Below are 17,401 nucleotides of genomic sequence, written 5' to 3'. Positions count from 1 at the left end.
ATAAAGAAGAGAAGGACAGCCAGATTGCAGCGCTTCGAGAGTTTCAGCAGAAACATGAACAAGGGACCGGCATCTTTAAGACGGCTGCAGGAAACGGCCGTCTCCGGAGGCAATGTATTTGAAGAGCTTATGGAAACAGTAAAGACGGCAAGTCTTGGCCAGATCACGCATGCATTGTATGAAGTAGGCGGCCAATACCGGAGAAATATGTAATTTTTAAATTTCCTTATCAAATAACTAGTAAATTAAAAGAAATATGTTTATAATGGAAAGTATGATTTTAACGGTGCAGATGGATAATGAAGAATCTGACCCGGCAGCAAGAATACTTTCTGAAAGGATGTGCGGCCAGTGAGCATCCGCGATTTTACGGAAGAACAAATCGTTGAAATGTCCGCTATTGAGTTGGCTTTTGTATTATTGAACGAGGAAAAAAAGCCATATGATTACCAGCAGTTATTCAATCGCATTGTCGATCTGAAAGGTTAACACGAAGAAACAAGCCGCCGCAGAACAAAGCTGTTTACAGCTTTAATCTCGATGGCCGTTTTATTCATTTAGGCGAAATCACTGGGGCCTTAGAGAATGGTATTCTCTTGACCAGAGTGATGAAGAGCTTAGTGATACCGTGAAGCCAAAAACCTGCAGACGATGATTTTGAATGAAGAGGAAGAGTCTGACGATGATCTTGAAGACATCAAGGATGACTGACGATTACTCCGACGAAGGAAGACGCTGACGAAGACGAAGACAACTTAGACGGATTTGGAAACGTAAAGAAACCAAAAGTGCCGGACGAATCGAAGAATAGAATTAAGGGAGTCAGCTCCTTGACTTTTATTCAAAGGCTAGGTAAAATCATTTTTGGGCTTTACGAGAACGAATCAATTCATGCATAACGTTGACGTTAATGACGGACAAGCAAAAGGGCGCCCCTCCCGAGGGTGAGGTGTCGCTTTTGCTTTTTTTTGTTTTCATGCCCCCTTTACCGGCACTGCATGAAATCATTTATAGCAGGAAATAAGCAGGAAGTTAACATACAAAGGAGTCGATCGAGGGATGGCGAGCAAATATATTTTTGTAACAGGTGGCGTTGTATCTTCGCTTGGAAAAGGGATCACGGCAGCATCATTAGGAAGGCTGCTGAAGAATCGGGGACTAAGCGTAACAATTCAAAAGTTTGATCCGTATATTAACGTGGATCCCGGCACAATGAGCCCTTATCAGCATGGAGAGGTATTCGTGACCGATGACGGTGCGGAGACGGATCTTGACCTTGGGCACTACGAACGTTTTATTGATATTAATTTAAGCCAGAACAGTAACGTAACAACCGGAAAAATATATTCTTCCGTTATTCGCAAAGAGCGCCGCGGGGACTATCTGGGCGGTACGGTTCAGGTTATCCCGCATGTAACGAATGAAATAAAAGAGCGCGTATACAGAGCAAGCCGCGAAACCGGCGCTGATGTAGTCATTACAGAAATCGGCGGCACGGTCGGAGATATTGAGAGTCTTCCTTTTCTGGAAGCTATCCGTCAGATCAAAAGTGATGTAGGGGTGGAGAACGTACTGTATCTTCACTGTACATTGATTCCCTACCTTTCTGCAGCAGGAGAAATGAAGTCCAAGCCGACCCAGCACAGTGTAAAAGAGCTCAGAAGCCTGGTCTTCAGCCAAACGTCATTGTGGTCCGTACTGAAAAGCCGGTGCCGCAGGAAATGAAAGAAAAGATTGCTCTTTTCTGTGACATTAACAAAAACGCTGTAATCGAATGCCAGGATGCGGACACGCTTTACAAAGTACCGCTTGAGCTTCAGGCCCAGAACCTGGACCAGATTGTATGCGACTACCTGCACCTGGATGCAAAAGAAGCAGATATGACGGAGTGGAAAGAATTAGTGAACCGCGTTCAGAATCTTTCCGGTACAGTAAATATTGCGCTTGTTGGTAAGTATGTAGCCCTTCCGGATGCCTATCTTTCTGTTGCAGAATCATTAAAGCACGCCGGTTATGCGTTTGATGCCGATGTGAAAATCAGCTGGATTAACTCAGAGAATATTACACGCGAAAATGCAGCAGAAACGCTGTCCGGAGTAGATGGTATTCTGGTACCTGGCGGATTCGGCGACCGGGGCATTGATGGAAAGATCTACGCTATTCAGCATGCGCGTGAAAACAACGTGCCTTTCTTTGGCATTTGTTTAGGCATGCAGCTGGCATCTGTCGAATTTGCCCGCAATGTGGCCGGCCTGCCGGAAGCAGGATCTGCAGAACTGCATCCTCATGCGAAAGATCCGGTTATTGATCTGCTTCCGGAGCAGAAAGACGTGGAAGATCTTGGCGGAACCCTCCGTCTCGGCCTGTATCCATGTAAGCTGAAAGAAGGCACGAAAGCGAAAGAAGCGTATGGGGAAGAAGTAGTGTATGAAAGACACCGCCACCGTTATGAGTTCAGCAACTCCTACCGGGAAGTACTGGAGTCTGCCGGCTTTATCTTCAGCGGTACGAGTCCGGACGGACGTCTGGTGGAAATTATTGAGCTTGCCGACCATCCTTATTTTGTGGCTTCTCAGTTCCATCCTGAATTTGTATCAAGACCTACACGCCCTCAGCCATTATTCAGAGACTTCATCAAAGCATCCCTTAAAAAATAATACAAGATACAAAAAAAAGGAGCTTCCCGCAGGGGCAGCTCCTTTTTTTATAGAGTAGTTTGTCGAGAAACGATCTTCTCTTGTATATCTATACATGACCTTGAGTACTTTTTAATCTGCGTTAAGAATGAAAGAAAAATATACAGGGGCGGCTCCGGCAGAAGAGCCTGTTAAGATGATAATTCTTCAAGCATTTCCTGCATGTATAAAAACAAAAGCTGGCCTGTGAAAAGGGCGGCAAGAGCTGTTGGATCCCCGTGTTTTTCGCCGGTGTCTGATGGGACGAGTCCGCCTCTTACGAAAGTGGACAGCCATACATCAAGCGGATCAAGTTCTATCTGATCCTTTCCCGAATCAGGACCTATCATAACGGATGAAGCAGCAGCCTGGGCAGCTGTTTTATGCCATGAAGATATTTCATTAGAATCTTTAGAATCCGCAAGCAGAAGCAGCCGGTCTGTTTCCTGCATATCACCTGGAATACTATCGGTATAAACGATTCCCTCCGGCGCATCGGGGTGGCTGCACAGCGAGTAAGCTGTCCCTTTAAGAGGCGGTACAGCAGCTACATAAAGCGTACCCGTACCTGAAACAGCCTGCAGAAGAAGCCTGGACGCATCTTCAAATGCTTCTTCCTGTTTGGTCGCAATGGATTGGAAGATCCCCTGCAGCTGGGTGGCAAATATCTTCATCATATCTCTCCTTTTCCTTACAATCAGACTTCTATTGTGCAGGATGAAAATTGAAAAGGAAAGAGGTACGTTTAACGAAGCAGCTGTGGGTGAAAAGATAGGTATAAGCAATAGTAAGGGGTTATTGGAAATGAAGAAAATTTTAATTGTCGATGATCAATATGGTATTCGAGTGCTTCTTAACGAAGTCTTGAAAAAAGATGGTTTTGAAATTTTTCAATCTGCTAATGGAGAACGGGCGCTGGAGCTTGTAGAAGAGGAGAATCCCGATCTTATGCTGCTGGATATTCGGATACCGGGCATGGACGGCCTGGAGATTATGAAGGAAATGAAAAAACGGGGAACAGACACCGGAGTTAAAATCATTCTGATGACGGCTTTCGGCGAAGAACAGATGATGCTCGAAGCAAAAGAGCTGGGCATTACAGATCATTGTGCGAAGCCCTTTGATATTTCCACGATCCGTGAAAAAGTGAAGTTTCATTTAGACCCCTAGTATAAGATATAAGAGCGTTTTCTTATCTTTTTTTAGGAAGTAAACGTTCTCATTTAAGGTGGGCAGATGAATTTTTAATATGATGTGCTATAATACAAACAGAAACCAATAGAATAGCTTTTTTCACGTTTTTTCACATAAGAAACAGCTGTTTTACTGGAAATATTGTTCAAATGGAAGAGGGAGGATCAACATGCCTTTAGTATCTATGAAAGAAATGCTCGAAACAGCTAAAGCAGAAAATTATGCTGTAGGTCAATTTAACTTAAATAATATGGAATTCACACAAGCCATCCTTCAGGCTGCAGAAGAGGAGAAATCTCCGGTAATCTGTGGTGTTCCGAGGGCGCTGCCCGTTATATGGGAGGATTTGAGTTTGTTGTAGATATGGTAAAAGCTTATATCAAAGCATATAACGTAACGGTTCCCGTAGCTATTCATTTAGATCACGGTTCCAGCTTTGAAAGCTGCGTTCAGGCAATTAAAGCAGGATTTACGTCTGTAATGATCGACGGATCGCATCACCCGCTTGAAGAAAATATTGCTATTACAAAGCGTGTAGTAGATGTAGCCCACTCTGTAGGCGTATCTGTTGAAGCTGAACTTGGCCGCGTCGGCGGACAGGAAGACGATCTAATCGTTGACGATGCAGAAGCAGCTTATGCTATTCCTGCTGAATGTAAAGAGCTTGTAGAACAGACTGGCGTGGACTGCCTTGCAGCTGCCCTTGGATCTGTACACGGTCCTTATAAAGGCGAGCCGAACCTTGGCTTTGACCGTATGGAAGAAATCAATCAAATGATCGGCGGCATTCCGCTTGTTCTTCACGGCGGTACTGGTATTCCAACAGAAGACGTGAAAAAAGCAATCCGTTTCGGTCATGCTAAAGTGAACGTAAACACAGAAAGCCAGATTACTTCTGCACAGGCAGTACGTGACACTCTTGCAGCTCAGCCGGAGCAGTATGACCCACGTAAATATCTTGGTCCTGCACGTGATGCGATCAAGACAACTGTTAAAGGTAAAATGCAGGAATTTGGTTCTTCTAACAAAGGTTAATTAGATAATGGAAGGAAGAGCTGATTTGTAAAAAGACATCAGCATAATGCATGGCGTCTTTTACTATCGGCTCTTTTCTTTTTATTACTAATCCAGGTCCTGTAAATAAATTTTTTTATTCAGAATAATGATAGCGTTATTATATCTGTATTATTAGAATTATCAATCGAATGGAGGGTCTTTTTATGAAGTTTTTTATTGATACAGCAAATTTAGATCAAATAAAAGAAGCAAACGATCTTGGTATATTAGCCGGGGTTACTACAAACCCGACGCTGGTTGCAAAAGAAGGCGTTGATTTCCACAGCAGACTTAAAGAAATCACAAGCCTGGTGGATGGATCTGTAAGCGCTGAGGTAGTTGCTCTTGATGCGGAAGGAATGATTGAAGAAGGACTTGAGCTTTCGAAAATCGCTCCTAACATTACAGTAAAAGTGCCTATGACGCTGGAAGGTTTGAAAGCGGTTAAAGCATTTTCCGATAAAGGAATTAAAACAAACGTTACGCTCATTTTCTCAGGCGTGCAGGCTCTTTTGGCAGCCAGAGCGGGAGCCACTTATGTATCACCATTCCTTGGACGTCTCGATGATATTGGACAGGACGGGCTTCATTTAATAGATGAAATTTCCGATATCTTTGTGGTTCATGATATTCCGACAGAGATTATTGCTGCTTCCATCAGACATCCAATTCATGTGTCAGAAGCTGCCAGAAGAGGAGCACACATTGCAACGCTGCCATCGAAAGTAATCGGGCAGCTGGTCAAGCACCCTCTCACTGACAAAGGAATCGAACAGTTTCTTTCGGACTGGAACAACCGAAGCGAATAGAAAAAGCAAATCTTTTATTGCGTTATCAAATTAGGAGAGAGCAGGGGGGAGTGTCATCCTGCTCTTTTTTTATTTAAGGTTACGCACAGCAGGCAACTTTCAAGCAAAAAGGAATGATTTATGATTGCATGGAGGGGTCATCCCCGTTACAATTAATAAGAATCCTTGAGCAGACAAAGCGGAAAGCAATCCGCTCCTTCCCAGACTCCCGTCAATGAACAGCCGCTGCCTCCACCTATAAGGCAGATCTTCTATCTCCGGCTGCTTACACAATTTCTCAAGTAAAACACAGCGTTCAAACATAAAAATATAAATACAAACATAGCTGTATGCTCCGGATTGGAGGCATATGGAAGAAAAGTGGTGACCGTAGTTGAGCAGTATTAATTTAGCAGGATTGGAAAATATGACACTCAAAGAATTATATCGTTTAGCAAAAGAATACAATGTTTCCTACTACAGCAAGCTGACTAAAAGAGAGCTTATTTTTGCGATTTTAAAAGGCCGCGCAGAGAGGACGGCCTTATGTTTATGGAAGGTGTCCTGGAAATTATAACGACGGAAGGATACGGATTTCTTCGTCCTATCAACTTCCTGCCGAGTTCGGAGGATATTTACATTTCTGCTTCGCAGATCCGCCGGTTTGAGCTGAGAAACGGAGACAAAGTCTCCGGAAAGGTAAGACCGCCGAAAGACTCCGAAAGATATCACGGTCTCCTGCAGGTGGAAGCCGTCAACGGTGAAAATCCGGAAAGTTCAAAAGAACGTCCGCATTTCCCGGCTCTGACTGCTTTATACCCGGACCGTCGCATTAATATGGAAAACGCCCCCGGACGTATTTCCTCCCGTATTATTGATTTGATTACACCGGTAGGGTTCGGACAGAGAGGGTTAATTGTAGCGCCTCCAAAAGCTGGAAAAACTTCCCTGCTTAAAGAAATAGCCAACAGCATAACCGAAAATCACCCGGAAGCAGAATTGATCGTCCTGTTAATTGATGAACGTCCGGAGGAAGTAACGGACATTGAGCGCTCCGTTAAAGGAGACATTGCCAGTTCTACGTTCGACGAAGTTCCGGAAAATCATATCAAAGTAACGGAGCTTGTGCTGGAACGTGCGATGAGGCTCGTGGAGCACAAAAAAGATGTCATTATTCTGATGGACAGCATTACGCGTCTGGCAAGAGCATACAATCTCGTTATCCCGCCGAGCGGACGCACGCTTTCCGGCGGTATTGACCCGGCTGCCTTTCACCGTCCTAAGCGTTTCTTCGGAGCGGCAAGAAATATTGAAGAAGGCGGCAGTTTGACGATACTCGCAACAGCACTTGTAGAGACAGGTTCCCGGATGGACGACGTGATTTATGAAGAATTCAAAGGCACCGGCAACATGGAGCTTCATCTGGACCGTAAGCTGGCAGAACGAAGAATTTTTCCGGCTATCGATATACGCCGCTCCAGTACAAGAAAAGAAGAGCTGCTTACATCAAAAGAACAGCTTGAAAACTTATGGGCGATCCGCAAAACGATGAATGATTCTCCGGATTTTGTAGACCATTTCATCCGCAGAATGAAGCAGACAAAAACCAACGATGAGTTTTTCGAAGAAATGGAAAAGGATAAAGCGAAGACCAAAACGCGGCCGGCTCCAGCAAGAAGATAAAAAGTATTTTATTTTTACATTGAAAAAATAGGTCAGGCTTGTTATAATCTCGTTATGTGTGATTACAAATTCTGATTCGAATAGAATTAGGGCAAAGGGAGTGAAATTAATGAAACAGGAAATTCATCCAAATTATCAAAAAGTAGTATTTATGGATACGAGCACAGGCTTTAAGTTTTTGAGCGGCTCTACTAAGAGTTCTGCTGAAACAGTAGAATGGGAAGATGGCAACACTTACCCACTATTGAAAGTAGAAATCAGTGCTGATTCTCATCCGTTCTACACTGGTAAGCAAAAGCTTGCTGATGCCGGCGGACGTATTGATAAATTTAAAAAGAAATACAACATGTAAGACAAATAGAAACAGGCAAGGGAACGCCGCTTGCCTGTTTTTTTATTTGGCTTTAAAAATCTTTTAAGGCCTAATCTAGCCTGTCGCGGCTGAAATAAGGCAGAATAGTGACTGGAATGGCTGGTTTTTACGAAAGGCATTCTCCGAATACCTATAAAAATATAGTATACTTTTACATAGAATAAATACCAAACTGCATGAAGCGGATGAAGCATAAGGAGTGGCAAAATGCATATAATGAGAAAAGAAGGCTGGGTGGAACTGATCTGCGGAAGCATGTTTTCCGGAAAGTCCGAAGAGCTGATCCGCCGCATTAGAAGAGCCTCTTACGGCAGCTTAAATGTTGTGGTGTTTAAGCCGTCTTTGGATAATCGATACAGTGAAGAGGAAGTCGTGTCGCACAACGGATCAAAAGTATGGTCTAAATCCGTCGTCCATTCCCTGGATATCTTAAATGAAGTAGAAGAAGATGCTCACATGGTAGCTGTAGATGAAGTGCAGTTTTTTGATATGAATATTGTAGCGGTGACTGAAGAACTTGCCAATAAAGGAATTCAGGTTGTAGTGGCTGGTCTGGATCAGGATTTCCGCGGAGAGCCGTTTGGAGCGATTCAAGAGCTGATGGCTCTGGCGGAAGATGTCACCAAACTGCAGGCAGTATGCCCGAAATGCAGCTCTCCTGCTTCGAGGACGCAGCGCCTGATTGATGGAAAACCGGCACACTACGACGATGCGATTATATTAGTGGGGGCGGATGAGTCATATGAGCCGCGCTGCCGGCACTGTCATGATGTTCCCGGCCGGCCGGACCGGCTTAAAGCCGTTCTGGAAGCCTCTTCCGTCGAGTAGAAGGTCTTTTGCCATCCGTTGGTTTGTCCGAATATAGCAACATAAGTAGAAAAGCGTAAAAGAAGCCCCTTTCAGTTGAAAGGGGCTTCTTATTAAGAAAATGGAAGCAGGTAAGCCCTGCTTTAGAATTTTGCCCGGCGTGCTGTCTGCTGAACAGGGTCCCAGACTCCGTTGTAGGGAGGAGCATAGGACAAATCCAGATCTTCTAATTCATCGATCGTCGCTCCGTAGTACATAGCGGTCGCAAGAACATCAATCCTTTTATCTGCTCCGGCTTCTCCAATTACCTGGGCTCCGATAAGCTGTTTGGAATCTGTCCTGTATAAAAGCTTAACTGTCAGCTCTTTATGGCCGGGGAAGTATCCGGCTATGTGGGAAGAGGTGTTTACCACTGTTTTAAACGGTATATTATCTTTTTTTGCCTCTGCTTCGGACAGTCCCGTCCTTGCCAGCGTTAAATCAAAAAACTGCAGGATGGAGGTGCCGGTAATGCCTTTGAATTCTTTGGAGCCCCCTCCCATATTAATTCCTGCCAGGCGTCCCTGCTTATTAGCGTGAGTCCCTAAAGGGATGAAATCATTTTTTTGTTTGATCCGGTGAAATTGAACCGCGCAGTCTCCTGCGGCATAAATGCTATCTACATTGGTTTCCATTTTTTTGTTCACAATGACCGCTCCATTATCGAAAAGCTCGACGCCGGTGCCTTGCAGAAAATTAGTATTCGGCGACAGTCCGGTAGCGATAATGACAAGGTCTGCCGGATAAGTGCCGGTCTCTGTGGAAATGGACGTTACGCGGTCTGTACCATTAATAGAAGTAACGTTTTCTTCGAAGTGAAGCGTCACGCCGTGTTTTTCTGCTTCCTCTATGATTCTTTCCCCCATGTCCGGGTCAAACATTGTCACCAGCCGGTCGGCCCGTTGAATAATACGGACATTCTGGCCGTTCCTGATTAAATTTTCCGCCATTTCGAGCCCAATATAGCCGCCGCCGACAATAACTGTTTCCTGTACGGCAGGGAGCTCCTTGGTAATCTTTTCGATGTCAGGAATGGTTTTGACAGTATGCACGCCTTCTTTATCGGTTCCGGGCCAGTCTGGAACAGAAGGGCTGCCTCCGGAGGCGACAAGAAGCTTGTCGTAGGAAATCGTAAAAGGATCCCCGCTGGAGAGGTCAGTACCTGACACCGTTTTCTGCTCAGCGTCAACGCTCGTCACATGATGCAGAATCCGGGCGTCAATGCCGTACTTATTGCGGAATGTCTCCACTTTTCTTGCGATCAGGTCATCTGTTTGAGAGACAACTCCGCCGGTTATGTAAGGAAGGCCGCACTGGGCGTAAGAGTAGATAGCGCCCTGTTCCAGAGTGGTGATTTCAGCTTGTTTAGTATTACGTACGAGCTGCATGGCTGCGCTCATACCCGCCGCATCACCGCCAATAATAATATATTTCATCGTTGCATCCCCTGCTTTCGTCATTAATGAAGAACGTAGTATGCTTCACTGTTCCCTTTCTGATAACGAAAAAAACAAGAAAGGTTACCGGCTGAATATTGGAATGAAGGGTGCTTTGACTGCTGATATGGCGTATACTATAATTAGAATGTTATGCAATAGTATAAAGAGGTGAAGTTTGTGATAGATCGATTACAAACGGTAGAGGACAGGTATAATCATTTAAACGAGTTACTCAGTGATCCGGACGTTATCAGTGATACGAAAAAATTAAGAGAATACTCAAAAGAGCAGGCCGATCTTTCTAAAACGGTGGAAGTATATAGAGAATACAAAACAGTTACGGAAGAATTAAAGGAAGCTAAGTCCATGCAGCAGGAAACGATGGACAAAGAAATGGAAGAAATGGTAAAGATGGAAATCGATGAGCTTTTGGAAAGACAAACAGCGATCGAAGAAAAACTCCACGTAATGCTTCTTCCGAAAGATCCTAATGACGATAAAAACGTTATTGTAGAAATCCGGGGCTGCAGGCGGTGATGAAGCTGCCTTGTTTGCCGGTGATTTATTTAAAATGTATTCCCGCTATGCTGAAAAAATGAACTGGAAAACAGAAATTATTGAATCAAGCTCCAGTGATGTTGGGGGATACAAAGAAATTATTTTTATAGTAAACGGAAGCGGTGCCTACTCCAGATTGAAATATGAAAATGGCGCCCACCGTGTGCAGAGAGTGCCAAGCACGGAATCAGGCGGACGCATTCATACGTCGACTGCTACTGTAGCCATACTAGCGGAGGCAGAGGAAGTGGAAGTGGATATTCACGACAAAGATATCCGTGTAGATACGTTTACATCAAGCGGTCCGGGCGGCCAGAGCGTTAACACGACCATGTCCGCCGTTCGTCTTACGCACGAGCCTACCGGCGTAGTCGTTTCCTGTCAGGATGAAAAGTCACAGATTAAAAACAAAGAAAAAGCAATGAAAGTGCTGCGCGCCGCATTTATGATAAATATCAGCGTGAAGCGCAGGCAGAGTATGATGAAACAAGAAAGTCTGCAGTAGGTACAGGAGATCGTTCGGAGCGCATCCGCACGTATAATTTTCCGCAAAGCAGAGTAACCGATCATCGTATTGGCTTAACGCTTCAAAAGCTGGATCAGATTCTGGCCGGTGAGCTTGATGAAATTATTGATCCGCTTGTAGTAGAAGAGCAGGCTGAAATGATGGAAAGAGCAAGCGAAAGATAATGAACATACCTTATATATATGAGGCCCTTAACTGGGCTTCTTCTTTTTTAGGGGAATCTGGACGGGAACCGCAGGCAGCTGTATGGCTGCTGGCCCACAAAGTAAATACAGATCAAACGTCGCTTCATCTTGACCGGGGCGAACGGCTTACAGAGGAAGTCTGGAATGCCTTCCAGAAGGATGTAAAAACACACGCTTCAGGGGTGCCGGTGCAGCACATTACAGGAGAGGGTGCTTTTTACGGCCGGATATTTTCTGTGAATAAACATGTGCTGATTCCGAGGCCGGAAACCGAAGAGCTGGCCCATGAAGTAATTCAATGGCTGGGCCGGCAGAAATCTGGGTCCGTTCGAAGCGGAGTCGATATCGGCACAGGAAGCGGAGCGCTTGCTGTAACGATTGCGCTGGAATCAGAGAGCATTGAAATGACAGCTACTGACTTAATGGCCGGTGCACTGCAGAAAGCAGAACAAAATGCGGATAAGCTGGGTGCCGCCATAGAGTTTATCCAGGGGGATCTGGCCCGTCCGCTTCAAGGGCGTATGTTTGATGTGGTTGTATCCAATCCGCCATATATTCCGGTGGATCAGTGGGAGAAGCTGGACGATATAGTGAAGGTCCATGAGCCGAGAACGGCTCTTGTTGGGGAAGATGAAGATGGTCTTTCTTGTTACAGAAAACTGGCAGAGGATATTCCAGCGATCCTGAATCGTCCCGGTCTCGCAGCTTTTGAAATTGGAATGGATCAGGGAAGACAAGCGCTGGCCATCTTCAAGCAGGCTTTTCCAGACGATGAGGTTTGGCTGAAACAGGATATAAATAAAAGAGACCGCATGATTTTTGTAGAAAAAAGATAAAAGTTATATACAAGCAGTTATCCACTTATTAAGATATTACTGTGGATAACTTTTTTTGTTTTATTAAATGCAATGAAAAAACTTCTAAATCAACTATTTCTTTTACAAAGAAAAGAGGGAAAGTAATTGAGTTATACACAAACGAAGATGTGGACTGTGGATAAGTCAAAAAAGTCTTTGGAGGAAGATTCTTCTATTCTGGAGGCTGCTGACTATATTAAAAAGGGAGAAGTAGTGGCTTTCCCTACGGAGACAGTGTACGGACTTGGTGCAGACGCTGCTGTCAGCGGAGCGGTTGACAAAATTTTTGCTGCGAAGGGAAGACCTGGGGATAACCCGCTTATTGTTCATATTTCAGATTATCCACATCTGGATAACTTAAATGTGGATACGGATGTGATAGAGCGCCGGCTGATGGAAGCATTCTGGCCGGGTCCGCTGACCATTGTCCTGCATGGCAGTTTTCCGGTTTCTTCTAATGTAACGGCGGGACTAAATACGCTTGCTGTCCGCATGCCGGATCATCCTGTTGCGCTTGCATTAATAAAAGCTTCAGGAAAAGCGCTCGCGGCTCCCAGTGCCAATCTATCCGGGAAGCCAAGTCCGACGAAAGCATCCCACGTGATGTTTGATCTTAACCGCAGAATTGCAGGAATAGTGGATGGAGGAGAAACAGGATATGGTCTGGAATCCACTGTAGTGGAATATAAGGATGGTGTGTGCTGGATTCTTCGTCCGGGCGGTATTACTAAGGAACAAATAGAGCAGCTGCTGCCAGGCACACTGGTAAAAAATGAGTCCGGCAGCAGTGAAGAGGCACCTAAATCACCGGGAACGAAATACCGTCACTATGCTCCGGAAACCCTCTCTTTTTAATAGAAGAGGACCGGCTCATAAACGAAGTGCGGCGCGCCCGGAAACAGGGGAAGAAAATAGGCGTTCTGGCGGGAAGTGAAAGCTATCATGACCTTGCAGCAGAAGCCGATTTCTGCCTGGACATGGGGTCTTTTCATACACCTGCTGTATTTTCTTCAAAGTTGTACAGCGCGCTGAGAGAAGCGGACGAACATCAGCTGGACGTCCTTTTCTGTCCTGTGTTCGAGGAAACAGACATGGGAGCCGCACTGATGAACAGGCTTAGAAAGGCAGCCGGAATCGAAGTAGATGAATAAAGCCGTGAACACACGAGGCAAAAAGAATCTGTGATAAAATAGAAGAAAGCTTTATGTGAAAGATTAGCAGAAAGGAATGGCTGCGCAATGAAGCATGTCTTATTTGTATGCACAGGCAATACGTGCAGGAGCCCTCTGGCAGAAGCAATGCTGCTTCATAAAAAGGATCAGGGGATTGAAGTGAGATCTGCCGGGGTATATGCAGCAGACGGTGTCCCGCCGTCGTTGGAAACACTCGAAGTACTGAAAGAAAAGAGTATTTCCTATGAGAAAACGTCCAGTCTTTTAACAAAAGATATGGTGGACTGGGCAGATATTATTCTCACAATGACCGTAGCCCATAAGCAGACGTCCGTTTCAATGTATCCTTTTGCTGCGGACAAAATATACACCCTTCATGAATTTGCGCTTGATGATAAGAATCGGGATATTATCGATCCTATCGGTGCAGATACAGAAGTATACAGGCAGACAGCCGCGGAAATTGAACGTCTTATGGATTACGCTTTACCAAAAATAAAAAGCTTGTAGCAAGCATATATGAGGAGAGTGCTGGGAATGAAGGTAGCAATTGGTTCGGATCATGGTGGGTATAACTTAAAGGAAGAAATTAAAACGATGCTTTCGAATAAAGGAATAGAAATAGATGACGTAGGGTGCGACTGTGCGGATTCAGTCGATTATGCAGACTACGCTGTCCCGGTAGCTGAAAAGGTAGCAGCAGGGGAAGCAGATCGGGGAATCTTGATCTGCGGAACAGGAATCGGTATGTCGATTGCGGCCAATAAAGTGAATGGCATTCGCTGCGCGCTCGTTCATGATTTGTTCAGCGCGAAAGCAACACGGGCGCATAACGACAGCAACGTTCTCGCTATGGGAGAAAGAGTCATTGGACCGGGACTTGCTCTTGAAATTGCAGAAACCTGGTTAGACACTGATTTTGAAGGCGGCAGACACAAAAAGCGGATCGATAAAGTATCTGCTATTGAAAAATAAATGAGGTGAAAAGGCATGGAGAACGCAGCGCACTGGAGAGAATCTCTGACTGTATTTTTAGATGCTTTGTACCAGAAAAAAGCCCTTGATCACCGGCATGTACTGATTATTGGGGCGAGCACGAGCGAAGTGATCGGTAAAAATATCGGCTCCGCCGGATCAGAAGAAGTGGCAGAGGATCTATTTCAGGAATTTGCTTCTTTTCGTGAAAAAACAGGAGTCCATTTAGCCTTTCAAGGATGCGAGCATATTAACAGAGCCATCACAGTGGAAAAGGAAACGGCGGATCTGCTCCAGCTTGAACCGGTAAGCGCCGTTCCCCATCCGCGTGCAGGAGGAGCAATGGCATCCAGGGCCTACCGGAGAATGAAGGATCCGGTAGTAGTGGAACATATTCAGGCAGATGCAGGAATTGATATTGGCGATACATTTATCGGTATGCACATCAAGCATGTGGCTGTGCCTGTTAGAACCTCCATTGATGCCATCGGCTCCGCTCATGTTACAATGGCGGTCTCCAGGCCAAAGTTAATTGGAGGAGAGCGCGCGAGATATACTGTGGAATAAAACTTAATGTTTTTTAATTTTTTATCCATTAAATACGGAAATGGACGCTTTGAAATGTTATAATAGCTTCGGATATTCAGAAAAACAGTCAAATAACGAATAATAAAAGGATTGAGAGAGAAGGGAGCACTACAAATGTTAGAAACAGTAAAGAAAAAAGACGCCGCGGTATTTGAAGCAATGGAAAAAGAACTGCAGCGCCAGCGCGACAAAATTGAACTGATTGCTTCAGAAAACTTTACAAGCGAAGCGGTAATGGAAGCCCAGGGATCTGTCCTGACGAATAAATATGCAGAAGGTTATCCCGGCAAAAGATTTTACGGTGGATGCGAGCACGTTGACACGGTAGAAGATCTTGCACGCGACCGCGCAAAGCAAATTTTCAACGCAGAGCATGCAAATGTGCAGCCGCACTCCGGTGCCCAGGCAAACATGGCAGTTTACTTTACTATTCTGGAACATGGCGACACAGTGCTTGGAATGAATTTATCCCACGGCGGTCATTTAACTCACGGAAGCCCGGTAAACTTCAGCGGCATTCAGTATAACTTTGTTGAATATGGCGTAACAGAAGATAAGCAGGTTATTGATTATGAAGAAGTCAGAAAAGCGGCATTAGAGCACAAGCCTAAGCTTATTGTAGCTGGAGCAAGCGCCTATCCGCGTGAAATAGATTTTAAGAAATTCCGCGAAATTGCGGATGAAGTAGATGCCTATCTGATGGTGGATATGGCACACATTGCAGGTCTGGTTGCAGCAGGCCAGCATCAAAATCCGGTTCCGCATGCCCATTTCGTAACAACCACTACGCACAAGACCCTTCGCGGACCGCGCGGCGGCCTTATTCTCTGCGAAGAGCGCTTTGCTAAAAAAATTGATAAGACGGTTTTCCCAGGTATGCAGGGCGGTCCGCTTATGCACGTTATTGCTGCAAAGGCAGTAGCATTCGGCGAAGCGCTGGAGCCTGAATTTGTCGATTATTCCAAACAGATTATTGCTAATGCAGCACGTTTAGGAGAGTCTCTTGTAAACGAAGGAATTGACATTGTATCCGGCGGCACGGACAATCACCTCCTTCTTTTAGACCTCCGCAATATTGGTATTACAGGAAAAGTAGCTGAAAAAGCGCTGGATGAAGCTGGTTTGACTACAAACAAAAATGCGATTCCGTATGATCCGGAAAAGCCATTTGTGACAAGCGGAATCCGTTTGGGTACTTCCGCTGTAACGACCAGAGGGTTCAAAGAGACAGAGATGGATGAACTTGGAAAGATTATCGCTATCGTCCTGAAAAATACAGAGGATGACCAAAAGCTTAAAGAAGCGGCCGATCGAGTAGATCAATTAACGGCAAAGTTCCCAATGTATCCGAACCTGTAAAATGATTGTATGAAAACCGCAGCCTGTTGCAGGCTGCGGTTTTTTTATGGAAAAACAAGAACTTTATTTATCTGAATCATTGCTATTTTCCCAGAAACCTTGATTGCAGGGTGATTATTCGGTAGAATTTCAAAAGAAGTGTGCGCACATAGAAACGTTTAGTCCAGGTGACCGATATTCATTTGATTATATAAAAGAGGAGCTGCATGTATGTCAAAAGTACACGTTTTAAATCATCCATTAATTCAGCATAAATTAACATTTATCCGTGATGTTTCCACGGGTACAAAAGAATTCAGAGAATTGGTGGAAGAGGTTTCCATGCTGATGGCTTTTGAAATCACAAGAGACCTTCAGCTGCAGGAAGTAACGGTGGAGACACCGGTCGGTCCCGCTAAAGGACATACGCTTGCCGGTAAAAAGCTGGGTATTGTTCCTATTTTAAGAGCCGGTCTTGGCATGTCTGATGGTATTCTGTCACTTATTCCTGCTGCAAAAGTAGGGCACGTTGGATTGTATCGTGATCCTAAAACCCTGAAGCCGATTGAATACTACGTAAAGCTTCCAAGTGACGTAGCAGAACGCGAATTTATCGTTATAGATCCCATGCTTGCCACAGGAGGATCTGCTGTTGAAGCGTTAAACAGCTTGAAAAAGCGCGGAGCTAAAAATATGAAGCTAATGTGCCTTGTTGCGGCTCCTGAAGGAGTGGATGCTGTACAGGAAGCTCATCCGGAAGTAGAAATTTATCTTGGTGCGCTTGATGAAAAGCTTAATGAAAAAGGATATATTGTTCCGGGTCTCGGAGATGCCGGTGACCGTCTGTTCGGAACAAAATAAATAGGAAACCGTGTCGAATAAAGACACGGTTTTTGTTTTACGAAGAAACAATATCTGTGTAACAGTAAATTTACAATCAAATTGTCATCTAATAGTCACATTTGCTGAGGCGCTCAAACCCTTATATTGCAAGGTTTTTTTCCTCATTATGGATTGACAGAAACCCTCCCTATTGTACGATTACAAGGATATATGATAGGGTTTTCATGTTCATGAGCAGATGAGTTCAACTCAGGATCTAGTTAAGCAAATGCTTAAGCTTCTCCTTTGAACCCTCCTAAGCAGTT

15 protein-coding genes and 5 pseudogenes are annotated in these 17,401 nt (G+C 44.8%); 18 read left to right on the top strand and 2 right to left on the bottom strand.

Going from position 1 to position 17,401, the window contains the following annotated elements:
- Window positions 1-24 precede the first annotated feature (24 nt).
- The 4 genes and pseudogenes from MMY81_RS35695 (at window position 25) to pyrG (ending at window position 2,657) form a co-directional block, all read left to right on the top strand.
- Window positions 25-213 carry a hypothetical protein gene (locus MMY81_RS35695; RefSeq protein ID WP_374562615.1) on the top strand — a complete coding sequence of 63 codons (189 nt, stop codon included), beginning with the start codon at window positions 25-27 and terminating at the stop codon, window positions 211-213.
- Between the two features lie 138 nt (window positions 214-351).
- Window positions 352-489 (top strand): hypothetical protein, encoded by a 138-nt coding sequence (locus MMY81_RS22890; RefSeq protein ID WP_252314676.1) that lies wholly within the window; start codon window positions 352-354, stop codon window positions 487-489.
- Window positions 490-1,059: 570 nt separating this feature from the next.
- Window positions 1,060-1,614: pseudogene (locus MMY81_RS22885) on the top strand (CTP synthase); the annotation flags it as partial.
- Window positions 1,584-2,657 (top strand): glutamine hydrolyzing CTP synthase, encoded by a 1,074-nt coding sequence (gene pyrG / locus MMY81_RS22880; RefSeq protein ID WP_253076073.1) that lies wholly within the window; start codon window positions 1,584-1,586, stop codon window positions 2,655-2,657. The pseudogene MMY81_RS22885 and the gene pyrG, both read left to right, overlap by 31 nt.
- Before the next feature lie 170 nt (window positions 2,658-2,827).
- Here the strand turns inward: pyrG and MMY81_RS22875 are convergent, their stop codons facing one another.
- The gene (locus MMY81_RS22875; RefSeq protein WP_252314675.1) at window positions 2,828-3,352 is read right to left on the bottom strand and encodes a DUF2529 family protein; all 525 of its coding nucleotides are present in this window, start codon (window positions 3,350-3,352) and stop codon (window positions 2,828-2,830) included.
- Between the two features lie 127 nt (window positions 3,353-3,479).
- Between MMY81_RS22875 and MMY81_RS22870 the strand changes: the two genes are divergently transcribed.
- The 6 genes and pseudogenes from MMY81_RS22870 to MMY81_RS22845 all read left to right on the top strand — a co-directional run bounded on the left by MMY81_RS22870 (window position 3,480) and on the right by MMY81_RS22845 (window position 8,597).
- Window positions 3,480-3,845: a response regulator gene (locus tag MMY81_RS22870; protein ID WP_252314674.1), complete on the top strand. Its 366-nt coding sequence runs from the start codon at window positions 3,480-3,482 to the stop codon at window positions 3,843-3,845.
- Between the two features lie 193 nt (window positions 3,846-4,038).
- Window positions 4,039-4,904: pseudogene (fba, locus tag MMY81_RS22865) on the top strand (class II fructose-1,6-bisphosphate aldolase).
- 185 nt (window positions 4,905-5,089) lie between these two features.
- Entirely contained in the window at window positions 5,090-5,734 is a 645-nt protein-coding gene (gene fsa, locus MMY81_RS22860) for a fructose-6-phosphate aldolase (protein WP_252314673.1), read from the top strand.
- Between the two features lie 406 nt (window positions 5,735-6,140).
- Window positions 6,141-7,396, top strand: a pseudogene (rho, locus tag MMY81_RS22855) (transcription termination factor Rho).
- 109 nt (window positions 7,397-7,505) lie between these two features.
- On the top strand, window positions 7,506-7,748 hold the full coding sequence (locus tag MMY81_RS22850; protein ID WP_252314672.1) for a type B 50S ribosomal protein L31: 243 nt from the start codon (window positions 7,506-7,508) through the stop codon (window positions 7,746-7,748).
- Between the two features lie 228 nt (window positions 7,749-7,976).
- The gene (locus MMY81_RS22845) at window positions 7,977-8,597 is read left to right on the top strand and encodes a thymidine kinase (protein ID WP_252314671.1); all 621 of its coding nucleotides are present in this window, start codon (window positions 7,977-7,979) and stop codon (window positions 8,595-8,597) included.
- A 122-nt stretch (window positions 8,598-8,719) separates the two neighbouring features.
- Here the strand turns inward: MMY81_RS22845 and MMY81_RS22840 are convergent, their stop codons facing one another.
- Window positions 8,720-10,051 carry an FAD-dependent oxidoreductase gene (locus MMY81_RS22840; RefSeq protein ID WP_252314670.1) on the bottom strand — a complete coding sequence of 444 codons (1,332 nt, stop codon included), beginning with the start codon at window positions 10,049-10,051 and terminating at the stop codon, window positions 8,720-8,722.
- A 180-nt stretch (window positions 10,052-10,231) separates the two neighbouring features.
- Here MMY81_RS22840 and prfA point away from each other — a divergent pair.
- The 8 genes and pseudogenes from prfA (at window position 10,232) to upp (ending at window position 17,114) form a co-directional block, all read left to right on the top strand.
- Window positions 10,232-11,302: pseudogene (prfA, locus tag MMY81_RS22835) on the top strand (peptide chain release factor 1).
- Window positions 11,302-12,159, top strand: coding sequence for a peptide chain release factor N(5)-glutamine methyltransferase (gene prmC, locus MMY81_RS22830; RefSeq protein WP_252314669.1), 858 nt, complete (start codon window positions 11,302-11,304; stop codon window positions 12,157-12,159). The pseudogene prfA and the gene prmC overlap by 1 nt, the downstream one beginning before the upstream one ends.
- Before the next feature lie 147 nt (window positions 12,160-12,306).
- Window positions 12,307-13,331: pseudogene (locus MMY81_RS22825) on the top strand (L-threonylcarbamoyladenylate synthase).
- 87 nt (window positions 13,332-13,418) lie between these two features.
- Window positions 13,419-13,862: a low molecular weight protein arginine phosphatase gene (locus MMY81_RS22820; RefSeq protein ID WP_252314668.1), complete on the top strand. Its 444-nt coding sequence runs from the start codon at window positions 13,419-13,421 to the stop codon at window positions 13,860-13,862.
- A gap of 27 nt (window positions 13,863-13,889) precedes the next feature.
- The gene (rpiB, locus tag MMY81_RS22815; protein ID WP_252314667.1) at window positions 13,890-14,327 is read left to right on the top strand and encodes a ribose 5-phosphate isomerase B; all 438 of its coding nucleotides are present in this window, start codon (window positions 13,890-13,892) and stop codon (window positions 14,325-14,327) included.
- Window positions 14,328-14,342: 15 nt separating this feature from the next.
- Complete coding sequence (locus tag MMY81_RS22810; protein WP_252314666.1) at window positions 14,343-14,894, top strand: TIGR01440 family protein; 552 nt, start codon at window positions 14,343-14,345, stop codon at window positions 14,892-14,894.
- A gap of 135 nt (window positions 14,895-15,029) precedes the next feature.
- Window positions 15,030-16,274 carry a serine hydroxymethyltransferase gene (locus MMY81_RS22805; protein WP_252314665.1) on the top strand — a complete coding sequence of 415 codons (1,245 nt, stop codon included), beginning with the start codon at window positions 15,030-15,032 and terminating at the stop codon, window positions 16,272-16,274.
- A gap of 210 nt (window positions 16,275-16,484) precedes the next feature.
- Window positions 16,485-17,114: a uracil phosphoribosyltransferase gene (gene upp, locus MMY81_RS22800; protein WP_252314664.1), complete on the top strand. Its 630-nt coding sequence runs from the start codon at window positions 16,485-16,487 to the stop codon at window positions 17,112-17,114.
- Window positions 17,115-17,401 lie beyond the last annotated feature (287 nt).

Source organism: Sinobaca sp. H24 (assembly GCF_023845525.1).
Note: the sequence above shows the minus strand (reverse complement) of the source record. Positions and strands in the feature narration are given on the sequence as shown.